This is a genomic window from Bosea sp. BIWAKO-01, assembly GCF_001748145.1.
In the GTDB taxonomy this organism is placed as follows: Bacteria; Pseudomonadota; Alphaproteobacteria; order Rhizobiales; family Beijerinckiaceae; genus Allobosea.
In genome coordinates, this window is record NZ_BCQA01000001.1 from 5,051,918 (window position 1) to 5,074,285 (window position 22,368).

A 22,368-nucleotide genomic window follows, 5' to 3' on the forward strand; every position below is an offset into this window, starting at 1 on the left:
CCGAACCGGGCGGCGCGAGCTGCCCGCCTGATTTCACGAGCCTCGATATCTCCGACAAGCCGCTGGTGCAGCCGCGCTGGCGGCTTATAGTCGCGTTGCGACTCGGGGGGAGCGATATGGCGGTCTCGATGGCCGGTTTGCCGGCTTTTTTGCTGTATTTCGTGGTCGGATCGGCGCTGATCACGGGTTTCGCTCTCATCTATATGCGCTTGACCGCGCATGACGAAATCGCACTGATCCGGGCAGGCAATCTCTCCGCTGCGATAGCGCTAGGCGGCAATCTCGCCGGCTTCTCGATCCCGCTCGAAAAGGCGATCGCTCAGGCGAGCAGCATTCCGGACTGCGTGCTCTGGGCGCTTGCCGCGATGCTGATCCAATTCGCGGCCTATGGGCTTGCCCGCGTCCTGATCCCTGACCTTTCGAAGAAGATCCAGGAGGATCGCCTCCCGTCTGCCGCAATGCTGGCGGTGATCGCGGTGATCAGTGGCACGCTGGCGGCCGCCAGCATGACGGTTTGAGGGGAGGCGGTCGTGAAACGCTCCTCGCAGATCGGATTGGCGGCAGTGGGGGTGGTGCTGGTCGCGATAGCGTGGCCGCGCTCGGAGGACGATGTGGAGGATACCCTCGTCTACAACTCGCTCGCCGATTGTCGTGCAGCCGGGCAGATGTCCGGCAGCCAATGTGAGCAGCGTTTCAACGAAGCCTCCGCAAATCAGCTCCGCGACGCAAAGAAATTCACGAGCACCGGCGCATGCGAAGCCGAGTACGGCTCCGGCTCCTGCCAGAACGCGGTCTGGAACGGCGCGCAGGTCGTTGTTCCGGCGCTCGCCGGAATCATGCTCGCGCGCAGCTTCGCGCAAGGGGGCGGTGCAGCCCAGCCGCTCCTGCCGCCGACGCGCCAGGTCTGCCCGCCCGGCAGTCTGGCTGAGGAATGCCGACAGCCCGGGGCCTCATCGCCTTCGTCCTCTGGAGGTGGCGGCGGCGGACGCTCCCGTGCCTATTCGACAACGTCGGGGCAGGCGCTGGTCGCGCGCAATGTGTCGTCGACTGGCGTTGCCAGCATGCCGAGCGCGGCCTCTCGCGGCGGTTTTGGCTCGACCTCCCGCTCCTACAGTTCCTCCGCGTCGTCCTGAGATGCGGCGCGTTGCACTGGCACCGCGTCGGGATTGGCAAACGCAGGTCGAGCGCCTCGGCTTCGCCTTCCATACGCTCGACGGCAAAATCTATTGGGACGAAAGCGTTGCCTACGCCTTCACGCTGGAGGAGATCGAGCGCGATATCGAAGCGCCGACAGGTGAGATCGAGCAGCTTTGTTTCGCGTTCGTCGAACGCGCGATTGCCGACGAAGAGATCCTGACCCGGCTCGCAATCCCTCCGCTGCACTGGCCGCTGATCCGCGACAGCTGGCAGCGCGGCGACCGCAACCTCTATGGTCGGCTCGATCTGGCCTATGACGGCAGCGGGCCGGCCAAGCTGCTGGAATATAACGCGGATACGCCGACCGCACTGTTCGAATCGAGCGTCGTGCAATGGGACTGGCTTGAGCAGGCCATGGCCCGTGATGCCCTCCCGCCCGATAGCGATCAGTTCAACTCGCTGCATGAACGACTGATCGCAGCCTTTGCTGCCCTGCGCGAGCCATCACCCTATCGGCTCCATCTGACCTGCGTCCAGAACAGCAACGAGGACAAGGGCACAGTCGACTATCTCAAGGATTGTGCCGTGCAGGCCGGCCTCGACGCGCGTTTCACCTTCATCGAGGAGATCGGACTGCTCGCCGACGGACGGTTCTGCGACGGTGCCAACCTGCCCATCGAGACGCTGTTCAAGCTCTATCCCTGGGAATGGCTCTTCCAAGAGAGCTACGCGGATGCTCTGGCCGACGCGCGCTGCCAGTTCATCGAGCCTCCATGGAAGGCCCTTCTCTCCAACAAGGGCCTGCTTGCCTGCCTCTGGCAGATGGAGCCCGGCCATCCGAACCTGCTGCCCGCCTTCTTCGAGGGCGACCCGCGTTGCGCGGAACTCAAGCCCCGCTATGTCCGCAAGCCTCTCTACTCGCGCGAGGGCGCCAACATCACGCTGGTCGAACGCGGAACGGTGCTGGACAGCGATGACGGCCCCTATGGGGCGGAGGGCTTCATCCTTCAGGATGCTGCACCGCTTGCCTCTTTCGCGGGGTATCATGCCGTGCTGGGTTCATGGCTCGTCGCCTCGCAACCCTGCGGGCTATGCATCCGCGAGGATGTGACGCCGATCACCAAGAATACGTCGCGCTTCGTGCCGCATTACATCGAGCCGTGACCGCTTCGGCAAAGCTTGCTACAGCCGGCGCCTGAAACCGCAACGCGCGGCCTGAGCAACGGCGATTCGCGACATGTCCCAGCCCAATCGGCCACGTGGCCTCGACCATCTCGTCATCGGCGTGCGTGACCTCGATGCTGCCGGCGAGCTCTATGCGAAGATGGGCTTCAGGGTTGGCGCCCGCAATCGACATCCCTGGGGCACCGAGAACCGAATCGTACAGTTTCCCGGGGCCTTCCTGGAACTGATCACGATCGGTGAAACCGGGGCAATTCCACCTCATGGCCATCGACGCTTCTCCTTCGGAGCCTTCGTCCGCGATCAGCTCGCCCGGGCAGAAGGCCTGTCGATGCTGGTTCTTGAAAGTCGCGATGCGAAGGCGGATGCGCAGATTTTCGAAGCAGGCGGCATCGGCGACTACGAGCCGTTTTTCTTTGAGCGGCAGGCGCGCAGTCCTGATGGCAACGAAGTCCGTGTCGCCTTCTCGCTGGCCTTTGCCCGCAACGCGTTGGCGCCCGCTTGCGGTTTCTTCGTCTGCCAGCAGCACGAGCCGCAGAATTTCTGGAATCCGGCCTTCCAGCAGCATCAGAACGGCGTACAGGCATTGGCTTCTGCCGTCATGGTCGCGGAAAATCCGACCGACCACCACGTTTTCCTTTCGGCCTTCACCGGCGAGCGCAGTCTGAAATCCAATTCGCTCGGCATCAGCGCTGCCCTTCCGCGCGGTCGCGTCGATATTCTGACGCCGCATGCCGCCTACCAGCTCTTTGGCGTCGAGGAGGGGAGAAAGGATCCGCATTTCGCCGGATTCGTGGTCGCGGTGAAGGATCTCGATGGGGTGCGTGGGGTTCTGGACGCAGCTGAGGTCGAGTGGCGACAGATCGGTGATCGCATCGTCGTGCCGGCCAGCACCGCCATGGGTTGCATGGTTGCGTTCGAGGCGAACTGAAGCGCAGGATCGCCCACAGAATCACTTAGGGGATGACGATGCTCGGCCAAGCTTTGGCGCGACTGCCGGATTTTGCACTTTTCTTTTCAGCATCGCTTGGGCTCGTCGCCATCTATCTGCTGATCTATACGCTCGCGACCTCGCATAACGAATTCGGCCTGATCCGCCGCAACAACGTCGCTGCTGCACTCTCGCTGGGGCTGAGCCTCACGGGTTTTGCTCTGCCGCTGTCGAGCGCCGTGGTCCATGCAACGACGATCATCGACCTCGTGGTCTGGGGCATCGTCGCCCTCGTCGTGCAATTGCTGGTCTATTTCCTGGTCAGGCTCGTGCTGCCCAACCTGTCAGCGCGGATTGCTGCTGGTGAGTTGGCGGCCGCGCTGTTCCTGGGAGCCGCCTCGCTTGCGGCCGGGGTCATCAACGCGGCGACGATGACCTTCTAGCCGATCGGACCGGATTTCATATCCAGTCCGATGGGCCAGCCTTTCTTGATTGCATCGGCTTTCCCGAAAGCCGATGCAATCAACTCTTCGGGCCGATCCGCTAAAGCTGGTTGGCAAGCTTGCTCCCAGCGCGAACAAAGCGCGTCGGGTCGATTGGCTCACCCTCGATCCGGGTTTCGTAATGCAGATGCGGCCCGGTCGAGCGCCCGGTCGTGCCGACCTTGCCGACCACGGTCCCGCTCGTCACCATTTGTCCGGCCGAAACGCTGATGGCAGACATGTGAGCATAGCGCGTGGTGATGCCGCCCGCATGCTCGATCTCGACCATGTTTCCGTAGCCGCCAGTATATTCAGCTGAGACAACCTTGCCAGGCGCGGTGGCGCGGATCGGTGTGCCGGTTTCGGCGCGGAAGTCGATGCCGGTATGCATCGCCGGGCTGCGGGTGAAGGGGTCGACGCGATAGCCATAGTTCGAGGTCATGTCGACTTCGCCCTGCATCGGCTTGCGAAGGGGCAATTGCTCGACAAGGCCGCGCAGCCGGTACACCGCCGATATGCGCGGTTGCAGGGCGCTCAATGTGGCCTCAAACGGACCGGCGGACGCGTCGACCTTGAAGGGGACGAAGGGGCCGCCGACACCCTTGGCGATCGTCGTCGTGGCGGCAAGCTTGTCGGTGTCGAGCCCGGTCTCCGCCAGCGCCCCACGCAGTGTTTTCTGAGATTCGGCGAGCGACTGTTCCATATGGCGCAGCGCGGCGAGTTGCGCCGTGGCTGTCTCCGACAGCGACTGGTCAAGCCTGGTCAGCGATTCCGCGACGCGTTGCGCGGGTGCTTGCGGAGCTTCCTCCGCCTCGCCCGATTGCCAGGGAGCGCTCTTGTGCTCTTCCGAGCTGCGGAGCCCGGGAACGTCGGGAGCGGGCATCGGCTTGCTTGAGGTGATCGGCGCGAAGCTTGAGACGCTGGAGGCACGGATCGGCTCCTCCGCCTTGATCAGACGTGAACGCAACGGAACCTTTGCAGGCGATGCTATGCCGCCGGCCTGCAGCGTTTCGGTGACGGCAGCGACCAGGGCCTGCTTGCTCTCCAGCTCGGCCTGACGCGTGGCCAGTTCGTCGACACGAGCCTCGACGCCATCCTGATCGAGCAGGGCGCGGCTGGCGAGACGGTCGATATCGGCGCGCAACGCCGTGATCCTGTCTTCATAGGCATATTGCCGGGAGGTCTCGCGGGCGATCAGCCGCGCCGCGATGTCGTCCTTGCTGAGGATGTACCAGCCGGTCACACCACCCCAGGCGGTCGTAAGGGCCAGAAGCGAGAGGCCCGCGAAGGCCGTCGAACGGCGGATCGTGTAGCTTTTGTGTGAGGCCAGTCCCGTGACGGGAAGGGCCGGGCCGGGCGAGGCGGGATGAGTCATACGCAAAACCGGATGTAACGCTGCCGATGATGCGAGTAGACCTTGTTAGGGTTAATCCTTTGCAAATCGCCGGCGCCGGCTCAGCATTCTGCGGCGAGCGTCACATCGCCCGGACGGCCGCCAGCACCTCCTCGGCATGGCCGGCAACTTTCACCTTGGGCCAGATCCGCACGATGCGACCGTGCTGATCGATCAGAAAGGTCGTTCGCTCCACCCCCATATACTTGCGGCCATACATGCTCTTCTCGACCCAGATGCCGTAGTTCTCGAGCACCGCGCGGGCTTCATCTGCGACAAGCGGGAAGGTGAGGGCATATTTCTGCTTGAAGCGATCGTGACGCTTGATCGGATCGGGAGAGATCCCGACGATATCGGCCCCAGCAGCGGCAAACTCCGCACGCAAGCCATTGAAGGCAATGGCTTCCTTTGTGCAGCTCTCGGTATCGTCCTTTGGATAGGCGTAGAGTACGACCTTGCGCCCCTTGAGGTCCGCGAGCGAGATCGTACCGGCGCCATCCCTCGGCAATGTGAATTCGGGCGCGAGATCGCCCACTTGCAAGCCCATGAATTGCCTTCCTTTCGTCGCGATCGCGCTGCAAGGAGCGCACGGAATCGATGGGCAGGGTGTGCCGCCCGTTCATGCGCCAGCCAGCCTAGATGGAGCAGAAGCCGAATCGGTTAGTCTGGCCGCAACATCCGTGTAACCCGCCTACGGTCATTCAGGGCCGGCGAAGACTCATAGAATCTGGTGAAGCCGGACCGAAGTCGCATTTCGGCCCCTTTCAGAACGCGAAAGTCCTTGGTGAACGAAGGTAACGACAAGGTCGGTCAGGAGCTGCCGCGGGTTGCGGCACCCGAAAACACGACCTGCGACGAGGTTGCTGCGGTCGCGCGGCGCGCGAAGGCTGGGCTTGTCACGATCGTGGTGGCGGTGGCTGTCGCTGTGGTGACGCTGGCGGGCGCGGCTGGCGCTCTGCTGGTTACCGGGATGATTCCGCTCTCGGGCCTCGAGGGCCGCATCTCGGCTGCGATTGCAGAGCGGCTTGGTCCTGACTGGCAGGTCGAGGCTGGCAGCGCAGAGCTCGGCCGGATCGACGGGCATGCCCAGCTCCGGGTCAGGCAGGTTTCGTTCCGCCACCGTAGCGGTGCAGCCTTCCGTGCGCCGGAGGCCGTGCTCGGCTATGTGCCGCTGGCGCTACTGCGCGGCGAAATCCGGCTCGTGTCGGTCGACCTGCGTGGCGTCAACATGCGCCTCGGCGTCAATCATGACGGCGCATTGATCGTGAATGCGGATGCGGCCCCCCCGGAGCCGGTGGTGCAGCCGCCCGCCATTCCAGATGCCAGCCATTGGAACGTCTTTACCAACATCATGGAAGCCGTCGCGACGGTTGCGGCCGGAGACGGTCTTCTCGGCGCGCTCGAAACGGCAGGCATGCGCGGAGCGAGGCTGGCGCTGGTCGACCCCGATGGCCGACAGAGGACCAGTCTTGAGGATGTCGACATCAGATTGTCGCGTGTCGGCAACGGAGTCAGCCGCCTCACGATGAAGGGCCGGACCGGCTCGCGCTGGAAGGAACTCGCCATCGACCTGTCGGCGGATCCGGATGGAACGCGGCGGGCGGAGATCGATGTCGTTCGCTTCGAGCCCGCCGAAGCTGTTGCTCTCGCCGTGGGCACGTCCAGCATCGTGATCAATGGGCTGCCGATGAAGGGCAAGATCTCCCTGGCTCAGCGCCCGGGCGGCGAAAGCAAGATGTCGGCGCGCTTCGACATCCTTCCCGGCACGATCACGTTTCGCGACAGCCCGGTCGCACCGATTTCGGTCGATACAGCGCATGTCGAGTTGGAGAGCGGAACGGGGCTGGCTGATTTCCGTGTGACCTCGGCGGAGTTCAAGGCTGGTCCGACGGTGCTGCGCGGATCCGGCAGCTTGCGTGGAGAGAATGGCGTCTGGCGCATCGGGCTGGATGCAAAGGGGCAGATCGCTGGAATCGGCTCGGATCCGGCGGTCGCGATCGACAGCATCCAGAGCGGCATCGTCCTCGACAGCTCGGCCGGGGAAGTCCGTATCGAGAGTTTTTCGCTGCGCGGCCCTCTGATTGCGGTCGACATGACCGGGCTGGTGCAGAAGCGGGGCGAATCGCCTTATCAGCAGTTCTGGGTCCGGGCGACGGATTCGGACGCGCGGGCCGCCCTTGCAATCTGGCCAGAGTGGACGGTGCCCCATCTGCACGCTTCGCTGAGCCGTGAGATGGCCGGGGGCCGCCTCGCTGCGGTGGATGTGAAGGTCGACCTGCCGGCAGAAGATCACGCCCGGATGCTGCAAGGCGCAGCCATGCCCGACAAGGCGCTGCGCGTGACGGTGGACGCGACGAATGTGCGCTATCTGCCGGGACCCGGATTGCCGCCGCTGATCGACGGCGCAGTCAACGGTACCGCGACGGGCCGGACGGTCCAGCTCACTATCCCGAAGGCGACAGCCGATCTGGGGGATGGCCGCAAGCTTGCGTTGAGCGAAGGCAGCTTTGGCATGCTCGATACCTGGGCGCCGCGTCCCCAGGCCAAGATCGGCTTCCGCTCCGTCGGGCCGGTTGATGCGGTCGCTGCACTCTTCTCCTTTCCCGCGCTCAAGGAATTCAATCCCGGAGCAGGCGATCCGGCATCGATCCGGGGCAGCAGTGACCTGAAGACCGTCATCGCCTTGCCGATGGTCGCAGAAGTCCAGCCCTCCGATGTCGTGGTCCAGAGCTCCGGCACGCTCTCCAACATTGCCTCCGATACATTGCTCGGTACCGAGAAACTCGAAGGAGCCAATTTCACGGTCGGATTCGATCGAGCTGGCCTTTCGATCCGGGGCGAAGGCCGCGTCGGCGGCGAGCGCGCGCAGATGGAGATCCGCCAGAACGCGAAGGGACAGGGCGAAGCGACGCTTGCCTTCACCCTCGACAACGCCGCCCGCCAGAAGCGCGGCTTCGGGCCGGAACTCGGCGTCAATGGTCCCGTGCAGGTCAAGGTATCGAAACAGCTCGGCAAGGGTGCGGAAATCGCGCCGCGTGTCGAACTTGATCTGACCAAGGCGGCGATCGACGGAGTGATCCCGGGTTTTGCCAAGCCCGCCGGGCGGGCGGGGCGGGCGACCTTCAATTACTTGGTCGATGCCGATGGTCCCGATCTCGATGATTTCACGCTCGATGCGTCGCCGGTCCTGATCCGTGGCAAGATCGAGCTCAACAAGCAGAGCGGGTTCGAGGGGGCCAGCCTCTCGCAGTTTCGGATATCACCCGGCGACAATCTCAAGGTCGAGGCCAAGCGTGACGGCACGGTAACGAAGATGGTGATCCGCGGGCAGGTTGCCGATGTCCGGCCCTTCATTCGTGACCTTCAGGTCGGCGCGGCCCCGACGACGCGAGGCGACAAGAGCGCCGCGCGCGGCAACGATGTCGATGTCGATCTCGACGTGCCGATCCTGACCGGATTCAACAACGAAGCGATCGGCAACGGCGTGCTGAAGTTCTCGAAGCGAAATGGTGACCTGCGCTCCCTGAGTTTCGAGGGCCGCATCGGCCGGGCAAGCGTTTCGGCAAGGCAGGCACGTCAAGGCGAAGGCGCCGGCACACTCGTCCTGCAGTCGGAGAATGGCGGCTCGGTGCTGCGCTTCTTTGACTTCTACCGCCGGGCTCACGGCGGAGATCTGGTGCTGACGCTGGGCCCGGGCGACACGCGCCAAAACGGAGAGCTGCTCTTCCGCAACTTCGTCGTGCGCGACGAGCCGGCGTTGCGGCGGGTCCTCGGCGAGCAGGCGGTTACGGCCCTGTCCGGCGATCGCGTAGGCGGAGCGGCAGGCCGCATCGACGCGAGCGAGGTCGCCTTCACCAAGCTGAGGGCAGAATTCACCCGTTCTGCCAGCCGCCTGGATGTCTCGGATATGGTGATCTGGGGGCAGCAGATCGGGTTCACACTTCAGGGGAATGTCGATTACGGCCGCGACAAGGTCGATATCGGGGGCACCTTCGTGCCGAGCTATGCCTTCAACAATGCCTTCGCGCAGGTGCCGGTCGTCGGGATGATCCTCGGCGGAGGTCAGTATGGCGGCTTGTTCGCCCTGAATTTCCGGATATCGGGACCTGCCAGCGCGCCGACCATGTCGATCAATCCGCTCTCCGCGATTGCGCCGGGCATCCTGCGCCGTTTCGTCGACCCGCTCGGGGGGGCCCCTCTGGAGCGCCCCGCCAGGCCACCGGTCCCGGCGCCGAGCCAGGCCCAGCGCTGAGCCTGGCTCAGTGTCGCGACTTGGTGTCGCGACCTGAGGCCGCCTATTCCGGCCGCAGCAGGACGTGCTTCTTGCGGCCGAAGGAGAGCTTGATCACGCCCTCCGGCGAGAGGTGGCCTGCACCGAGCGCTGCGCGCTCATCGGTGACGACCTCGTCATTGACGCGAAGACCTCCGGACTTGACCTGCCGGCGGGCTTCGCCGGTCGAGGGCACCAGGCCGGCGGTGACGAAGGCGGTCAGGACGCCGAGACCTGCGTCGAGAGCGGTCTGCGAGACTCCGACACTCGGCAGGTCCTCTGCGAGCGTACCCTCCTCAAAGGTCCGGCGCGCCGTCTCGAAGGCCGCTTCTGCAGCCTCGCGGCCATGCAGCAATGCGGTGGCCTCCGTCGCGAGTACCTTCTTGGCGTCGTTGATCTCGGAGCCGCCGAGGGCCGCCAGACGGGCGATCTCGTCCATCGGGAGCTTGGTGTAGAGCTTCAGGAAGCGCTCGACATCGGCGTCCTCGGTGTTGCGCCAGAACTGCCAGAACTCATAGGGGCTCATCAGATCGGCATTGAGCCAGACGGCGCCATTGGCGGTCTTGCCCATCTTGCCGCCCGAGGCCGTCGTCAGCAGCGGCGACGTCAGCGCATAGAGCTGCACATTCGCCATGCGGTGGCCGAGGTCGATGCCATTGATGATATTGCCCCACTGGTCGGAGCCGCCCATCTGCAGCACGCAGCCCGTGCGCTTGTTCAGCTCCACGAAGTCGTAGGCCTGCAGGATCATGTAGTTGAATTCGAGGAAGGAAAGCGACTGCTCGCGGTCGAGCCGCGTCTTCACGCTGTCGAAGGACAGCATGCGGTTGACCGAGAAGTGACGGCCGACATCGCGCAGGAACTCGAGATAGTTGAGCCCGAGCAGCCAGTCGGCATTGTTCATCATGCTCGCCGCACCATCGAAGTCGAGATAACGGGCAAAAACCTTGCGGATACCCGCCAGGTTGCGCTCGATGTCTTCGACCGTCAGCAGCTTGCGCGCCTCGTCCTTGAAGGACGGGTCACCCACCATCGTGGTGCCGCCGCCCATCAGCGCGATTGGCTTGTGACCGGTCTCCTGCATCCAGTGCAGCATCATGATCTGGATGAGCGAGCCCGCATGAAGCGACGTCGCGGTTGCGTCGAAGCCGATATAGGCGCTGATCGGCCCCTTCAACGCAGCCGCATCAAGCCCTTCCGGATCGGAGATCTGATGAACATAGCCGCGCTCGGAGAGAACGCGCAGAAGATCGGATTTGAAAGTCGTCATGGCGAAAGCTCGTTTGCATAATGCGACCTCATCTCCGAGGAGCAACCGCGGATTGCGTCCCGAAGGATGTCTCCAGCATGCGCTGGAGCGCCCTCCGGGATGCCGCTTCGCGGCTCCCCGGGATGAGGGCTGAATTCAGACCTGTTCCTGTTCGGCCTTGCTGATCTCGGGTCCGACCTTGCGGTCGAGATAGGCGCTGACCGCCTCCATCAGCTGGTCGACGCGGCCATCGAAGAAGTGGTTGGCGCCCTCGACGACGGCGTGTTCGATCTGGATACCCTTCTGGGTCTTCACCTTCTCGATCACGGCCATGACTTCCTTGACGGGTGCCACGCGATCTTCGGAACCGTGCACGAACAGTCCGGATGAAGGGCAGGGGGCCAGGAAGGAGAAATCATAGCGGTTCGCCATCGCGGCGATCGACATGAAGCCCTCGATCTCCGGGCGGCGCATCAGAAGCTGCATGCCGATCCAGGCGCCGAAGGAGACGCCGGTGATCCAGCAGCTCTTGGCCTCGGGGTTCAGAGCCTGCATCCAGTCCAGCGCAGCGGCGGCGTCCGACAATTCACCGGCGCCATGGTCGAAATGGCCCTGGCTGCGGCCGACGCCGCGGAAGTTGAAGCGCAGCGCCGAAAAGCCCCGGTTCACGAAGGTGTAGAATAGGTTGTAGACGATTTGGTTGTTCATCGTGCCGCCGAACTGAGGGTGCGGGTGCAGGATGATGGCGAGCGGGGCGCCCTTCTTCTTTGCGGGCTGGTAGCGACCTTCGATCCGTCCGGCCGGTCCGTTGAAAATCACCTCGGGCATATCACACTCGCCTTTTGTTGGGGCAGAGCCGCGCGCAACCGGCAAATCGGCGGCATACTGCCGTCCAAAATGTCCCGCTGCCCTTGACGGACCTGCCGCTCGCGCCCTACATCAAGCGCTTAGAATAGTTCTAACAGCCGTGAACAAGACCGGAACAAACGAGCGGTTTGCCGTTTTGGCGAACCTGCGGTCCCGGAACACGGCCGGTTGGATGGGCGGCTATAGCACGGCGCAGGGGTGCAATTTCAAGCATTTCGTGCCGGCCAGGCCGACGCTGGATCGGAGCTTCGCAAACGTGACCGGGTCAGCCCGCAGCTATCTCGACCACAACGCCACCACGCCGGTTCGCCCGGACGTGGCGGAGGCGATGCTGGCCGCGTTGCGCATGCCCGGTAATCCATCCTCCGTCCACGCTGAAGGCAGGCTGGCGCGGGCTGCTGTCGAGAAGGCACGGGAACAGGTCGCGCGCCTTTGCGCTGCCAGTCCGGCCAACGTCGTTTTCACCAGCGGCGGCACCGAGGCCAATGCCACGGTGCTTTCGCCGGGGCTGATGGAATGCAGTGGCGGACGCGATTGCGTCCGCGTGCCGGGCTCGCTTCTGCTTTTTGGCGCGACCGAGCATGCCTGCGTCCGCGACGGTCATCGCTTCGCGGGTGGTGCCGCAGAAGCCATCCCGGTTGATGCCACGGGGCTTGCCGATCTGGTCTGGCTCGAGGCGCGGCTGCAGAGATTGGCCAGCGAGCAACCCGGCGCGCGGGCGCTCGTTTCGCTGCATCTTGCGAATAACGAAACCGGTGTCATTCAGCCGATTGCCGAAGCGGCGGCCATTGCCAGGCGTTACGGCGCGCTGCTGCACTGCGACGCGGTTCAGGCTGCCGGCAAGATTTCTATCGATATCAACACATTGGGTGCAGATGTTCTGGCGCTGTCTGCGCACAAGATCGGTGGTCCGAAGGGAGTTGGCGCCATCGTCCTCCGCGGTGGTGCCTACGAACTCGGCGACAAGCCGGTTCGCGGTGGTGGGCAGGAACGCGGCTGGCGTGCCGGCACAGAAAACGTTCCCGGCATTGTCGGCTTCGGCGTCGCTGCCGCGATCGCCGGCGAGGCCATCGCGACCGAGGCGGCCAGGCTTTCGAAGCTCCGCAACATGCTGGAAGCCGGTATCCTCGCCCTTGCGCCGGAGACGGTCCTATTCGGTGGCTCTGCTCCGCGTCTGCCGAATACCAGCGCCTTCGCGACGCCGGGGATCAAGGCGGAAACGGCGTTGATCATGCTGGATCTCGCTGGCATAGCGCTCTCGTCCGGCTCGGCCTGCTCCTCGGGTAAGGTCAAGCGCTCGCATGTCCTGGATGCCATGGGCGTCGACCCTGTCATGAGCGCAGGGGCCTTGCGGGCGAGCCTGGGATGGACCACTTCCGAGGCCGACATCGCTCATTTCCTTGCGGCATACGCGAAGGCGCTTGCCGCCAAAACCGGTCGGGAGAGGCAGGCGGCGGCCTGACTGTTCCGGCGACTATCTTGAACGAACCGGCGGGCCTTGAACCCGCGACTGGAGACTGAATATGGCAGCGGTCCAGGAGACCATTGATCAGGTCAAGTCGATTGACGTGACCGAGTACAAATACGGCTTCGTCACTGAGCTCGAGGTCGAGAAGCCCGCCAAGGGGCTGACCGAAGATACGGTCCGCTACATCTCGGCGCGCAAGAGCGAGCCGGCATGGATGCTGGAATGGCGTCTGGATGCCTTCCGGCGCTGGAAGACGATGACGGAGCCGACCTGGTCGCGCGTCAACTACCCGCCGATCGATTATCAGAACATCTACTACTACGCCGCGCCGAAGATGGGCGCGCAGCCGAAGTCGCTCGACGAGGTCGATCCGGCGATCCTGGAGACCTACAAGAAGCTCGGCATTCCGCTCCGCGAGCAGGAAATTCTTGCCGGCGTCGCGCCGGAGAACCGCGTTGCGGTCGATGCCGTCTTCGACTCCGTTTCGGTTGTCACCACCTTCAAGAAGGAGTTGGCCGAGGCCGGCGTGATCTTCTGCTCGATCTCCGAGGCGATCAAGGAGCATCCCGAGCTCGTAAAGAAGTACCTCGCCACCGTCGTTCCGGTGACCGACAACTACTTCGCCACGCTGAACAGCGCGGTCTTCACCGACGGCTCCTTCGTCTACATCCCCAAGGGCGTGCGCTGCCCGATGGAGCTGTCGACCTATTTCCGCATCAACGAGCAGAACACAGGCCAGTTCGAGCGCACGCTGATCATCGCCGAAGAGGGCTCCTATGTGAGCTATCTCGAAGGCTGCACGGCGCCGAAGCGCGACGAGAACCAGCTCCACGCAGCGGTGGTCGAGCTGATCGCGCTCGATGATGCCGAGATCAAGTACTCGACCGTGCAGAACTGGTTCCCCGGCGATGCCGAGGGCAAGGGCGGCATCTACAACTTCGTCACCAAGCGCGGCGATTGCCGTGGCAAGAACTCGAAGATCTCGTGGACACAGGTCGAGACCGGCTCCGCCATCACCTGGAAATATCCGTCCTGCATCCTGCGCGGCGACGGCTCGCGCGGCGAGTTCTACTCGATCGCCGTGTCGAACGGCATGCAGCAGGTCGATAGCGGCACCAAGATGATCCATCTCGGCCGCAACACCACCTCGAAGATCATCGCCAAGGGCATCGCGGCCGGAAAATCCGACTCGACCTATCGCGGCATGGTCTCGGCGCATCGCAAGGCGACGGGCGCGCGCAACTTCACCAACTGCGATTCGCTGCTGATCGGCGACCAGTGCGGCGCGCACACGATCCCCTATATCGAGGCGAAGACCGCCACCGCGATCTTCGAGCACGAGGCAACGACGTCGAAGATCGGTGAGGACCAGCTCTTCTACTGCCAGCAGCGCGGCCTCTCCGAGGAGGAGGCCGTGGCGCTGATCGTCAACGGCTTCGTCAAGGAGGTGCTGCAGCAGCTCCCGATGGAGTTCGCCGTCGAGGCGCAGAAGCTCATCACCATCTCGCTCGAAGGCTCCGTCGGCTAGCGCGACATCACCGTCTGGCATGTCCAGACCGGCCACGCCCTTCTTGAACAGACACCAGCCGCGGATGCTTGGCACAAGACCGAGCGCGACGCGGCAGAAACCGGAACTCTGACCAATGCTCGAAATTCGCAACCTGACCGTCAAGATCGCCGACGAGGACACCCAGATCCTGAACGGCCTGAACCTCACCGTGAATGATGGCGAAGTCGCTGCCATCATGGGGCCGAACGGCTCCGGCAAGTCGACCCTGTCTTATGTCATCGCCGGCAAGGAGGACTATGAGGTCCTCGACGGCGAGATTCTGCTGAATGGCGAGAACGTGCTGGAGATGGAGGCCGATGCCCGCGCCGCCGCCGGCATCTTCCTGGCCTTCCAATATCCGCTGGAGATCCCAGGCGTCGCCACCATGACCTTCCTGAAGGCGGCGATGAACGCGCAGCGCAGGGCTCGCGGCGAGGACGAACTGCTGACGCCGGACTTCATCAAGCGTGTCAATACGGCTGCTGATGGCCTTGGCATCAATCGTGAAATGCTCCGCCGCCCGCTCAATGTCGGCTTCTCCGGCGGTGAGAAGAAGCGCATGGAGATCCTGCAGATGGCGCTGCTCGCGCCCTCGATGTGCATCCTTGACGAGACCGATTCCGGCCTCGACATCGACGCGCTGCGCATCGTTGCCGAAGGCGTCAATGCCTTGCGCGACAAGAGCCGCGGCTTCCTGGTGATCACCCACTACCAACGCCTGCTCGAGCACATCGTGCCCGACACCGTGCATGTCATGGCCAAGGGTCGCATCGTCCGCACCGGGGGCAAGGAACTGGCCCTGGAGCTCGAGAAGAGCGGTTACGCGTCCTATGGGGAGGCCGCCTGATGGCCATCGTCACCCCGCTGAAGACCGCGGCCGAGCAGGTTCTCGCCCAGCAGTTCGCCAATGTGAAGGCTGAGCTGCCGGGAGCCGGGCCGGTTCGCAAGCTGCGCGAAGATGCCTTCGCCGGCTTCGAGGCCAAGGGCCTGCCGCATCGCCGCCTCGAAGCCTGGCGCTATACGGATCTGCGCATGATGCTGCGCGAGGCGAAGCCTCTCGCCGGCGGCAATGCTGCAACCCAGGCCGTGCGCGACCGTCTTTCCACGCTGAAGCTGGACGGTCTCAGGCTCGTCCTGATCGACGGCGCCTTCAATGCCGAGCTTTCGGGCCTCGATGCGTTGCCCGACGGTGTCACGGTTCATGCCCTGGCCGACGCGCTGGTTTCGCCACGCGAGGATCTGACACGGATCCTGTCTGGGCCCGGTGTTGCCGAAGGCGATACCGGCCTGATGCTCAATACGGCGTTGATGCGTGACGGTGTCCTGGTCGAGATCGCGGAAGGCACCGAACTCGCTGCCCCGATCGCGATCATCTCGCTCGCCTCCGGCGATGAGGAACAGGCGATCTTCAGCCGTTCGGTCGTGCTTGCCGGCAAGGGCGTCAAGGGCTCGATCGTCGAGATCAGCGAGAACGCCGGGTCGAAAGCTGCGCAGATCAACACGGCGATCGTCTTCGAGGCCGGAGACGAGAGCGAGATTCAGCACATCCGGCTCGTCACGCGCCAGCCGGCCGAGACGGTGCAGGTACTGAGCCTGCTTGCGACTGTTGGCGCCCATGCCAAGTTCGACTCCTTCGCGCTGATCTGCAACGCGGGAACGGTCCGCCAGCAGCATTTCGTGCGTTATGCGGGAGAGCACACCGAAGTCGGACTACGCGGCGTCAACCTGCTCGGCGGCCAGGAGCATTCCGACGTTACGCTCGTGGTTGACCATGAAGTCCCTAACGGCACCAGCCGCGAGTTGTTCAAGTCGATCATCGGCGGCGAAGGCACCGGCGTCTTCCAGGGCAAGGTCATCGTGCGCCAGCATGCGCAGAAGACGGATGGCAGCATGAAGAGCAACGCACTGCTCCTGAACGACGGTGCGACCATGTTCAACAAGCCCGAGCTCGAGATCTTCGCCGACGATGTGGTCTGCGGTCATGGCGCCACCGTGGCGCAGATCGATGGCGAACAGCTCTTCTATCTGATGGCGCGCGGCCTGCCGCGGCCTCAGGCCGAGGCGCTGGTTCTGCAGGCCTTTGCGGGCGAAGCGGTCGAGTTCGTTGCCGACGAGGCGTTGCGCGAGCTGATCATGGGCGAAGTCGAAGGTTGGCTCGCGAACCGCGAGCACGCAGCCGGGAAGGCAGCCTGATGCCATATGTCAATCTCCAGATCACCAAGGGTGCGACCCGGGAACAGAAGGCCGAGATCGTCAAGGAGTTCACGCAGACCCTTGTCCGCGTGCTCGGCAAGAACCCGGACAACACCCATATCGTGATCCAGGAGATCGAGCGCGAGGACTGGGGCCATGCCGGCGTGCTCGTCGCCGACAGGCCAAGCAATCCCGGAAAGGCCTGACGATGAATGCGCCAGTGAAGCCCTATGACGTTGCGGCGATCCGCCGGGATTTCCCGATCCTGAGCCGGGAGGTCTACGGAAAGCCGCTGGTCTATCTCGACAATGCGGCTTCGGCGCAAAAGCCGAATGTCGTCATCGATGCGATGAGCCGGCTGATGCGCGAGGACTATGCCAATGTCCATCGCGGCCTGCACTACCTCGCCAACGCTTCGACTGAGGCCTATGAGGCGGCGCGCGAAAGCGCGCGCCGCTTCCTGAATGCCGCCCATCTCGAAGAGATTATCTTCACCCGGTCCTCGACCGGCGCGCTGAATCTCGTTGCCTCGTCTCTCGGTCGCCATCTCGGTATCCAGGAGGGCGACGAGATCATTCTCTCGCTCCTCGAGCACCATTCCAACATCGTGCCCTGGCACTATTGGCGCGAGCGGCATGGCGCGGTGATCAAATGGGCGCCGATCGACGAGGACGGCAATTTCCTCATCGAGGAATTCGAGAAGCTGATCTCGCCGCGCACCAAGGTCGTGGCACTGACCCACATGTCGAATGCGATCGGCACGATCGTTCCGATCGCCGAGGTTGCTGCCATCTGTCAGGCCTATCGGATTCCGCTGGTCGTGGACGGCAGCCAGAGCGCAGTGCATCTGCCGGTCGACGTGCAGACCCTCGGCTGCGATTTCTACTGCTTCACCGGCCACAAGACCTATGGACCGACTGGCTCCGGTGTCCTCTGGGGCAAGCGCGAATGGCTGGAAAAGCTGCCCCCCTATGAGGGCGGAGGCGAGATGATCGTCACCGTCAGCGAGGACACGGTCACCTATAACGACCCTCCGCATCGCTTCGAGGCGGGTACGCCGGCGATCGTCGAGGCCGTGGGGCTCGGTGCCGCGCTCGACTACATGATGGCGCTGGGGCGCGAGAATATCGCCGCCCACGAGGCCAAGCTCACCAGCTACGCGATGCAGCGGCTCGGCGAGATGAACTCAATCCGGATATTCGGCAGGGCTGCGAACAAGGGGGCGATCGTCTCCTTCGAGTTGAAGGGCGCGCATGCGCATGACGTTGCGACCGTGATCGACCGCGCAGGTGTCGCAGTCAGGGCCGGTACCCATTGCGCGATGCCCCTTCTGGCCCGATATGGAGTGACGTCGACCTGCAGGGCTTCTTTCGGCCTCTACAATACGCTGGAAGAGGTCGACCATCTGGTCGAGGCGTTGCGGAAGGCCGAGAACCTTTTCGCCTGAACGGGATTGTTGTGATGAGTGAGAGCGCCACCGAAGAGCTGAAGCCGAACGCCCCCAGCATGGGCGCGAGCTCGGGCCTGCCGCCGGAGGAGATCGATCGTCTCACCGATGATATCGTTGCGGCGCTGAAGACGGTCTACGACCCGGAAATTCCGGCTGACATCTATGAGCTCGGCCTGATCTACAGGGTCGATATCGCCGATGACCGCCAGGTCGCGATCGACATGACGCTGACTGCGCCAGGATGCCCCGTTGCCGGCGAGATGCCGGGCTGGGTCGAGAATGCGGTGAGCGCCGTGCCCGGCGTCGCCGCGGTGACGGTGAACATGACCTTCGATCCGCCCTGGGACCAGTCCCGGATGTCGGACGAGGCCAGAGTAGCGCTCGACATGTGGTGACAAGGGCAGGCGGGCTTCCGTGCCGGGACAGCGCAGGACGAACGAGCGGGAGCTCGCAATCGTGCGGCGCGCATATGCCCGGCAGATGCTCGCCAGCGTCGGTGTCGCCGACAATCCTGCGCTCGAGAGCGCTTTTGCGGCAGTTGCGCGCGAGCGCTTCATCGGGCCGCCGCCATGGCATATGTCGCGCGGCGGCAGCTATGCGATCCTGACATCGAGCGATCCGACCGTCGTCTATCAGGACGTCCTGATCGCCTTGGCGCCGGAGCGCGGCGTCAATAATGGCAGCCCAAGCCTGCATGCCCATTGGCTGAACGCGCTGAAGCCGTGCCCGGGCGAACGCGTTGTCCATATCGGCGCTGGCACCGGATATTATACGGCAATCCTGGCGCAGCTTGTCGGCCCTGCGGGACAGGTGCTGGCGGTCGAGTACGATCCGGCCCTGGCCGAGCGTGCCGCCGCCAATCTGGCGGATCAGCCCTCGGTCACGGTCGTCAACGGCGACGGCGCCGAATGGCCGCGCGAGCCGGTCGATTGCATCTACGTCAATTTCGCCGCCGCGCGCCCGGCCGAAGCATGGCTCGACCGCCTCGCGCCCGGCGGCCGGCTGATCTTCCCGCTTGGCGTACCCGGGCCGGTCGATGAAAGGGGCAGGAGAGGGCGACATTCCTTTCGCGGTGCGGGCTACCTGGTTGAATCGCACGGCGAGAGCTTCAGCGTCTCCTGGCTCGGAATGGCATCCTTTGTCTGCGCTGAAGGGGCCCTTGCCGGGACGCCGGCCGAGCAGGCGGCCCTGTGGACGGCGTTCGGCGGCGGAGATGCGGAATTCGTGCGCAGCCTGAGGCGCGGCGACGAAAAATCCTCTGCGCGGCTCTGGCTCCAGGGCAATGGCTGGAGCCTGAGTTACGACGCAGCCACGAAGGATCGATGATTTCTGCCGAGTTATAGCTCTGCCAGCATCGCTGCCTTGGCAGCGCAGATGCGCCCCTCATTGCGCGTGTAAAAGGTCCATTGCCTGATCCGCTTCGGCGTCACCAGCCCGGCCCGCACGAGAACCTTCATGTGTTCGCTCAGCGTCGGCTGGCTGATACCGAGCTTCTCGGCGATGAAGACTCCGCAAACCCCATCCTCGACCAGATCTCCGTCGACCTGTGGTGGAAAATGCGCGCGCGGATCCTTCAACCAATCCAGGATCTGGAGACGGCGCTCATTGGCGAGCGCGCGGAACATGTCTGCCGGGTTCATTCTGGCACTTTGCCAAATCCCTAATTCATGGCAAGAGGAATCCCTCTGAGCCACCGGATTCCAGCGTCGATCGGAGCCGCCATGCCGTCCTACCCCTTTGAAACCGTCGATGTCTTCACGGACCGTCGCTTTGGCGGAAATCCACTGGCCGTCTTCACCGATGCGCGGGGCATGTCGGACGCGCAGATGCAGTCCTTGGCGGCGGAGATGAATCTCAGCGAGACGACCTTCGTGCTGCCGCCCGACGATCCGGCCCACACGGCACGTGTCCGCATCTTTCATCGCACCGGCGAGATGCCGTTTGCGGGCCATCCCAACGTCGGCGCGGCCTGCGTGCTGGCGCGGCATGGCCGCGACCGCGATGGCGTGCTGCTCTTCGAGGAAATCGCAGGCCTCGTCGAGGTGAAGGTTGAGCGAGATTCCAAGGGCAGGGTGACGGGGGCCACGATCGCAGCGCCGCAACCGCTCTCGACAGGCATCACGCTCCCGGTCGCCGGCATTGCCGCCTGTGCCGGCCTGAACCCATCGGATGTGGTGGTCGCGTCGCACCAGCCGCTCCAGGCCTCGGTCGGAGTGCGCTTCGTGCTGACTGAAGTGAAGGCGGAGGCTCTGTCACGGGCCGTTCCCGACCTCGCAGCGTTCCGGTCGCTTGAAGCGGCGCACCCGGAGCTGGAGAAGCGGCTATCGCTCTTCCTCTATGCGCGCGATGGGGAGAGCATCCGCGCCCGCATGTTTGCGCCATTGGCCGGTACATGGGAGGACCCGGCAACGGGTTCGGCGAGTGCCACGCTGGCAGCGTTGCTGCTATCGCTCGGTGGTGGGGAGAGTGCGCGCTTCGAACTCACCCAGGGCGTCGAGATGGGGCGCCCGAGTCTGCTGCAATTGACGGCGCGGCGCGCCGAGGACGGCATCCGCGCGACCGTCGGCGGCGGATGCGTACCAGTGCTGCGCGGCGAGGCGCAGCTTTAGGTCACGGGACCGGATCTCGGATCCGGTGACCTCATCCTCTGTGGTCGCATCGGCCTTCCTGAAAACCGCGCTCCACGTTTCCGGCCGATGCCTTAGCCGTTCAACCCCAATTGCTGGCGCAGCGTCTTTGTCAGCTTGAGCGCAATCAGGCGATGGCTTTCGCGGAGATAATCCCGAAGCGCATCGTCGGCCATGCTCTCATCCGATTGACGCTGGATCCAGGTCATTCCCCGTGAGGCGAGATAGGGGGCAGGCCGCAGGCCGGGCTGCTCCTGGAGGATGGCATAGGCCATATCCGAGCATTTGAAGGTGACGGCCAGCGGCTTGCCGCCGCTCCAGCCGGCAATGGCAAAAACCTTGCCGCCGACCTTCCAGACATGGGCGCCGCCCCATTGGACGACGTGGCTCGTCGCTGCAAGGGAGGCGCAGAACGCGTTGTAATCATCCAGCGTCATTGGCGCACCCGCGCTCCCATTGCGAGCGTGAGTGCTCAGAACTGCTCAGCGTCGATGCCGTAGCGCGCTGCTGCGCCCTTGATCTGCGACCAGGTCTCATCGTCAAGGGGAATCCCCGAGCGGCCGCGCTCGGCGCGGATCGCGCGCTCCTTGTCGCCGGGCGCCAGCACGGGGTTAGCCGGGTCCTGTGGCTTCGCGGCGCGAACAAACGCGAGATAGCTCTCGGTCCGGCTCTTGCGGAGCGCGGCGTCCGGTTCCAGCCGCGACGGGTCGATCAGCACGCCGAACAGCGAATTGATGATCCAGCTCCTCTGCGGCTTTTCGTCGATACGGGCAGCGCCCATCAGCCCGGCAGAGAGCAGTTCGGCAATCAGCGAGAGGCCGGCGCCCTTGTGATCGCCGAAGGGCAGCAACGCGCCGAGCGGCAGGTCCGGAATGGCATGCGGGAAGACATGGGCGGGATCGGTCGTTGGCCTGCCCTCGCCATCGATGATGTAGCCCGGAGGCACCTCAACGCCCTTGTTCAGCGCGACGCGAGCCTTGCCATGCGCCATGCGGCTGGTGGCGAAATCCAGGATGATCGGCTCACCGTCAGGCACGGGAATGCCGATGGCGTGCGGATTGGTGCCGAAACGGGCTTCCTTGGCGGCATAGGGCGCGACGATCGGCGGACGGCCCGCGACATTCACCCAGAAGAACGAGATCAGACCGGCTTCCGCAGCGATCTCGGCATAGTGGCCGATGCGGCCGATATGGTGCGCGTCCAGCAGATTGACGATGGCGACGCCACCGACCTGCGCCATCGTGGCTGCGCGTTCGACCGCCCCGCGCGCGGTGGGCTGCCCGAGCGCGACCTGGCCATCGATGATCAGGAAGGGAGCACTGTCGAGTTTCGTAACGGGCGCGGCGTCGGGTTTCAGGTTCCCGTCCGCCAGCGAGGTGAAATAGAGCGGGATCATGCCGACACCATGGCTGTCATGGCCGCTCAGATTGGCGAGCACGAGATGGTGCGCCGTCTCCTGCGCCTGCGCCTCCGTCCAGCCGGCCTTTATGACCATCTCGCGGACGAGGGCATGGAGCGATTCCGGGCGGTGCAGGCGATAGGTCATGTGTGTTCGAGCCGCTTCTGGTGA

22 protein-coding genes are annotated in these 22,368 nt (G+C 64.2%); 15 read left to right on the plus strand and 7 right to left on the minus strand.

The window, feature by feature from the left end:
• The first annotated feature begins 128 nt into the window (after positions 1–128).
• The 5 genes from BIWAKO_RS23690 (at position 129) to BIWAKO_RS23710 (ending at position 3,693) form a co-directional block, all read left to right on the plus strand.
• Entirely contained in the window at positions 129–518 is a 390-nt protein-coding gene (locus BIWAKO_RS23690) for a DUF350 domain-containing protein (protein ID WP_176733393.1), read from the plus strand.
• Positions 519–530: 12 nt separating this feature from the next.
• Entirely contained in the window at positions 531–1,133 is a 603-nt protein-coding gene (locus BIWAKO_RS23695; RefSeq protein WP_084651739.1) for a DUF1190 domain-containing protein, read from the plus strand.
• Between the two features lies 1 nt (position 1,134).
• Positions 1,135–2,301, plus strand: a complete 1,167-nt coding sequence (locus BIWAKO_RS23700) for a glutathionylspermidine synthase family protein (protein ID WP_069880745.1) — start codon at positions 1,135–1,137, stop codon at positions 2,299–2,301.
• 73 nt (positions 2,302–2,374) lie between these two features.
• Positions 2,375–3,250 (plus strand): VOC family protein, encoded by an 876-nt coding sequence (locus BIWAKO_RS23705; RefSeq protein ID WP_069880746.1) that lies wholly within the window; start codon positions 2,375–2,377, stop codon positions 3,248–3,250.
• 38 nt (positions 3,251–3,288) lie between these two features.
• The gene (locus tag BIWAKO_RS23710) at positions 3,289–3,693 is read left to right on the plus strand and encodes a DUF350 domain-containing protein (protein WP_043236886.1); all 405 of its coding nucleotides are present in this window, start codon (positions 3,289–3,291) and stop codon (positions 3,691–3,693) included.
• A 100-nt stretch (positions 3,694–3,793) separates the two neighbouring features.
• Here BIWAKO_RS23710 and BIWAKO_RS23715 read toward each other — a convergent pair whose 3' ends face one another.
• Together BIWAKO_RS23715 and BIWAKO_RS23720 are read right to left on the minus strand one after the other, a co-directional pair.
• Positions 3,794–5,107, minus strand: a complete 1,314-nt coding sequence (locus BIWAKO_RS23715; RefSeq protein WP_074471607.1) for a M23 family metallopeptidase — start codon at positions 5,105–5,107, stop codon at positions 3,794–3,796.
• Between the two features lie 100 nt (positions 5,108–5,207).
• Positions 5,208–5,672, minus strand: coding sequence for a peroxiredoxin (locus BIWAKO_RS23720; RefSeq protein WP_069880747.1), 465 nt, complete (start codon positions 5,670–5,672; stop codon positions 5,208–5,210).
• Between the two features lie 237 nt (positions 5,673–5,909).
• Here BIWAKO_RS23720 and BIWAKO_RS23725 point away from each other — a divergent pair, with 237 nt between their 5' ends.
• Complete coding sequence (locus BIWAKO_RS23725; protein WP_069880748.1) at positions 5,910–9,377, plus strand: hypothetical protein; 3,468 nt, start codon at positions 5,910–5,912, stop codon at positions 9,375–9,377.
• Between the two features lie 43 nt (positions 9,378–9,420).
• Here BIWAKO_RS23725 and tyrS read toward each other — a convergent pair whose 3' ends face one another.
• On the minus strand, positions 9,421–10,665 hold the full coding sequence (gene tyrS / locus BIWAKO_RS23730; protein ID WP_069880749.1) for a tyrosine--tRNA ligase: 1,245 nt from the start codon (positions 10,663–10,665) through the stop codon (positions 9,421–9,423).
• Positions 10,666–10,800: 135 nt separating this feature from the next.
• Positions 10,801–11,472 (minus strand): alpha/beta hydrolase, encoded by a 672-nt coding sequence (locus BIWAKO_RS23735; protein WP_043236668.1) that lies wholly within the window; start codon positions 11,470–11,472, stop codon positions 10,801–10,803.
• A gap of 295 nt (positions 11,473–11,767) precedes the next feature.
• On the opposite strand from BIWAKO_RS23735, the gene BIWAKO_RS23740 reads away from it, so the two are divergent.
• The 8 genes from BIWAKO_RS23740 to BIWAKO_RS23775 all read left to right on the plus strand — a co-directional run bounded on the left by BIWAKO_RS23740 (position 11,768) and on the right by BIWAKO_RS23775 (position 19,497).
• A complete protein-coding gene (locus tag BIWAKO_RS23740; RefSeq protein WP_069882730.1) occupies positions 11,768–12,973 on the plus strand; it encodes a cysteine desulfurase family protein in 1,206 nt (401 codons plus the stop codon).
• Between the two features lie 61 nt (positions 12,974–13,034).
• Positions 13,035–14,507: a Fe-S cluster assembly protein SufB gene (gene sufB, locus BIWAKO_RS23745; RefSeq protein ID WP_069880750.1), complete on the plus strand. Its 1,473-nt coding sequence runs from the start codon at positions 13,035–13,037 to the stop codon at positions 14,505–14,507.
• A 115-nt stretch (positions 14,508–14,622) separates the two neighbouring features.
• On the plus strand, positions 14,623–15,375 hold the full coding sequence (sufC, locus tag BIWAKO_RS23750; protein ID WP_069880751.1) for a Fe-S cluster assembly ATPase SufC: 753 nt from the start codon (positions 14,623–14,625) through the stop codon (positions 15,373–15,375).
• Positions 15,375–16,721 (plus strand): Fe-S cluster assembly protein SufD, encoded by a 1,347-nt coding sequence (sufD, locus tag BIWAKO_RS23755; protein WP_069880752.1) that lies wholly within the window; start codon positions 15,375–15,377, stop codon positions 16,719–16,721. The genes sufC and sufD overlap by 1 nt, the downstream gene beginning before the upstream one ends.
• The gene (locus BIWAKO_RS23760) at positions 16,721–16,927 is read left to right on the plus strand and encodes a tautomerase family protein (RefSeq protein WP_069880753.1); all 207 of its coding nucleotides are present in this window, start codon (positions 16,721–16,723) and stop codon (positions 16,925–16,927) included. The genes sufD and BIWAKO_RS23760 overlap by 1 nt, the downstream gene beginning before the upstream one ends.
• Positions 16,928–16,929: 2 nt before the next feature.
• The gene (locus BIWAKO_RS23765; protein WP_069880754.1) at positions 16,930–18,168 is read left to right on the plus strand and encodes a cysteine desulfurase; all 1,239 of its coding nucleotides are present in this window, start codon (positions 16,930–16,932) and stop codon (positions 18,166–18,168) included.
• A 14-nt stretch (positions 18,169–18,182) separates the two neighbouring features.
• The gene (locus tag BIWAKO_RS23770; protein ID WP_069880755.1) at positions 18,183–18,566 is read left to right on the plus strand and encodes an SUF system Fe-S cluster assembly protein; all 384 of its coding nucleotides are present in this window, start codon (positions 18,183–18,185) and stop codon (positions 18,564–18,566) included.
• 61 nt (positions 18,567–18,627) lie between these two features.
• Positions 18,628–19,497, plus strand: coding sequence for a protein-L-isoaspartate O-methyltransferase family protein (locus BIWAKO_RS23775; protein ID WP_244523530.1), 870 nt, complete (start codon positions 18,628–18,630; stop codon positions 19,495–19,497).
• Positions 19,498–19,508: 11 nt separating this feature from the next.
• On the opposite strand, the gene BIWAKO_RS23780 is transcribed toward BIWAKO_RS23775, so the two are convergent.
• Entirely contained in the window at positions 19,509–19,811 is a 303-nt protein-coding gene (locus BIWAKO_RS23780; RefSeq protein WP_069880757.1) for an ArsR/SmtB family transcription factor, read from the minus strand.
• Between the two features lie 81 nt (positions 19,812–19,892).
• Between BIWAKO_RS23780 and BIWAKO_RS23785 the strand changes: the two genes are divergently transcribed.
• A complete protein-coding gene (locus tag BIWAKO_RS23785; RefSeq protein WP_069880758.1) occupies positions 19,893–20,780 on the plus strand; it encodes a PhzF family phenazine biosynthesis protein in 888 nt (295 codons plus the stop codon).
• A 92-nt stretch (positions 20,781–20,872) separates the two neighbouring features.
• Here the strand turns inward: BIWAKO_RS23785 and BIWAKO_RS23790 are convergent, their stop codons facing one another.
• Both BIWAKO_RS23790 and BIWAKO_RS23795 read right to left on the minus strand, forming a co-directional pair.
• Positions 20,873–21,235, minus strand: a complete 363-nt coding sequence (locus tag BIWAKO_RS23790) for an MmcQ/YjbR family DNA-binding protein (RefSeq protein WP_069880759.1) — start codon at positions 21,233–21,235, stop codon at positions 20,873–20,875.
• Between the two features lie 35 nt (positions 21,236–21,270).
• On the minus strand, positions 21,271–22,344 hold the full coding sequence (locus tag BIWAKO_RS23795; protein ID WP_069880760.1) for a malate/lactate/ureidoglycolate dehydrogenase: 1,074 nt from the start codon (positions 22,342–22,344) through the stop codon (positions 21,271–21,273).
• Between the last annotated feature and the right edge of the window lie 24 nt (positions 22,345–22,368).

Excerpts from the sequence above, each read along its gene's own strand:
- BIWAKO_RS23780 (WP_069880757.1), bottom strand. The coding sequence starts at position 19,811 with ATGAACCCGGCAGACATGTTCCGCGCGCTCGCCAATGAGCGCCGTCTC.
- BIWAKO_RS23700 (WP_069880745.1), top strand. The coding sequence starts at position 1,135 with ATGCGGCGCGTTGCACTGGCACCGCGTCGGGATTGGCAAACGCAGGTC.
- BIWAKO_RS23760 (WP_069880753.1), top strand. The coding sequence starts at position 16,721 with ATGCCATATGTCAATCTCCAGATCACCAAGGGTGCGACCCGGGAACAG.
- BIWAKO_RS23720 (WP_069880747.1), bottom strand. The coding sequence starts at position 5,672 with ATGGGCTTGCAAGTGGGCGATCTCGCGCCCGAATTCACATTGCCGAGG.
- BIWAKO_RS23795 (WP_069880760.1), bottom strand. The coding sequence starts at position 22,344 with ATGACCTATCGCCTGCACCGCCCGGAATCGCTCCATGCCCTCGTCCGC.
- BIWAKO_RS23705 (WP_069880746.1), top strand. The coding sequence starts at position 2,375 with ATGTCCCAGCCCAATCGGCCACGTGGCCTCGACCATCTCGTCATCGGC.
- BIWAKO_RS23690 (WP_176733393.1), top strand. The coding sequence starts at position 129 with ATGGCCGGTTTGCCGGCTTTTTTGCTGTATTTCGTGGTCGGATCGGCG.
- BIWAKO_RS23715 (WP_074471607.1), bottom strand. The coding sequence starts at position 5,107 with ATGACTCATCCCGCCTCGCCCGGCCCGGCCCTTCCCGTCACGGGACTG.
- sufB (WP_069880750.1), top strand. The coding sequence starts at position 13,035 with ATGGCAGCGGTCCAGGAGACCATTGATCAGGTCAAGTCGATTGACGTG.
- sufD (WP_069880752.1), top strand. The coding sequence starts at position 15,375 with ATGGCCATCGTCACCCCGCTGAAGACCGCGGCCGAGCAGGTTCTCGCC.
- BIWAKO_RS23790 (WP_069880759.1), bottom strand. The coding sequence starts at position 21,235 with ATGACGCTGGATGATTACAACGCGTTCTGCGCCTCCCTTGCAGCGACG.
- BIWAKO_RS23710 (WP_043236886.1), top strand. The coding sequence starts at position 3,289 with ATGCTCGGCCAAGCTTTGGCGCGACTGCCGGATTTTGCACTTTTCTTT.
- tyrS (WP_069880749.1), bottom strand. The coding sequence starts at position 10,665 with ATGACGACTTTCAAATCCGATCTTCTGCGCGTTCTCTCCGAGCGCGGC.
- BIWAKO_RS23765 (WP_069880754.1), top strand. The coding sequence starts at position 16,930 with ATGAATGCGCCAGTGAAGCCCTATGACGTTGCGGCGATCCGCCGGGAT.
- BIWAKO_RS23735 (WP_043236668.1), bottom strand. The coding sequence starts at position 11,472 with ATGCCCGAGGTGATTTTCAACGGACCGGCCGGACGGATCGAAGGTCGC.
- sufC (WP_069880751.1), top strand. The coding sequence starts at position 14,623 with ATGCTCGAAATTCGCAACCTGACCGTCAAGATCGCCGACGAGGACACC.
- BIWAKO_RS23770 (WP_069880755.1), top strand. The coding sequence starts at position 18,183 with ATGAGTGAGAGCGCCACCGAAGAGCTGAAGCCGAACGCCCCCAGCATG.
- BIWAKO_RS23785 (WP_069880758.1), top strand. The coding sequence starts at position 19,893 with ATGCCGTCCTACCCCTTTGAAACCGTCGATGTCTTCACGGACCGTCGC.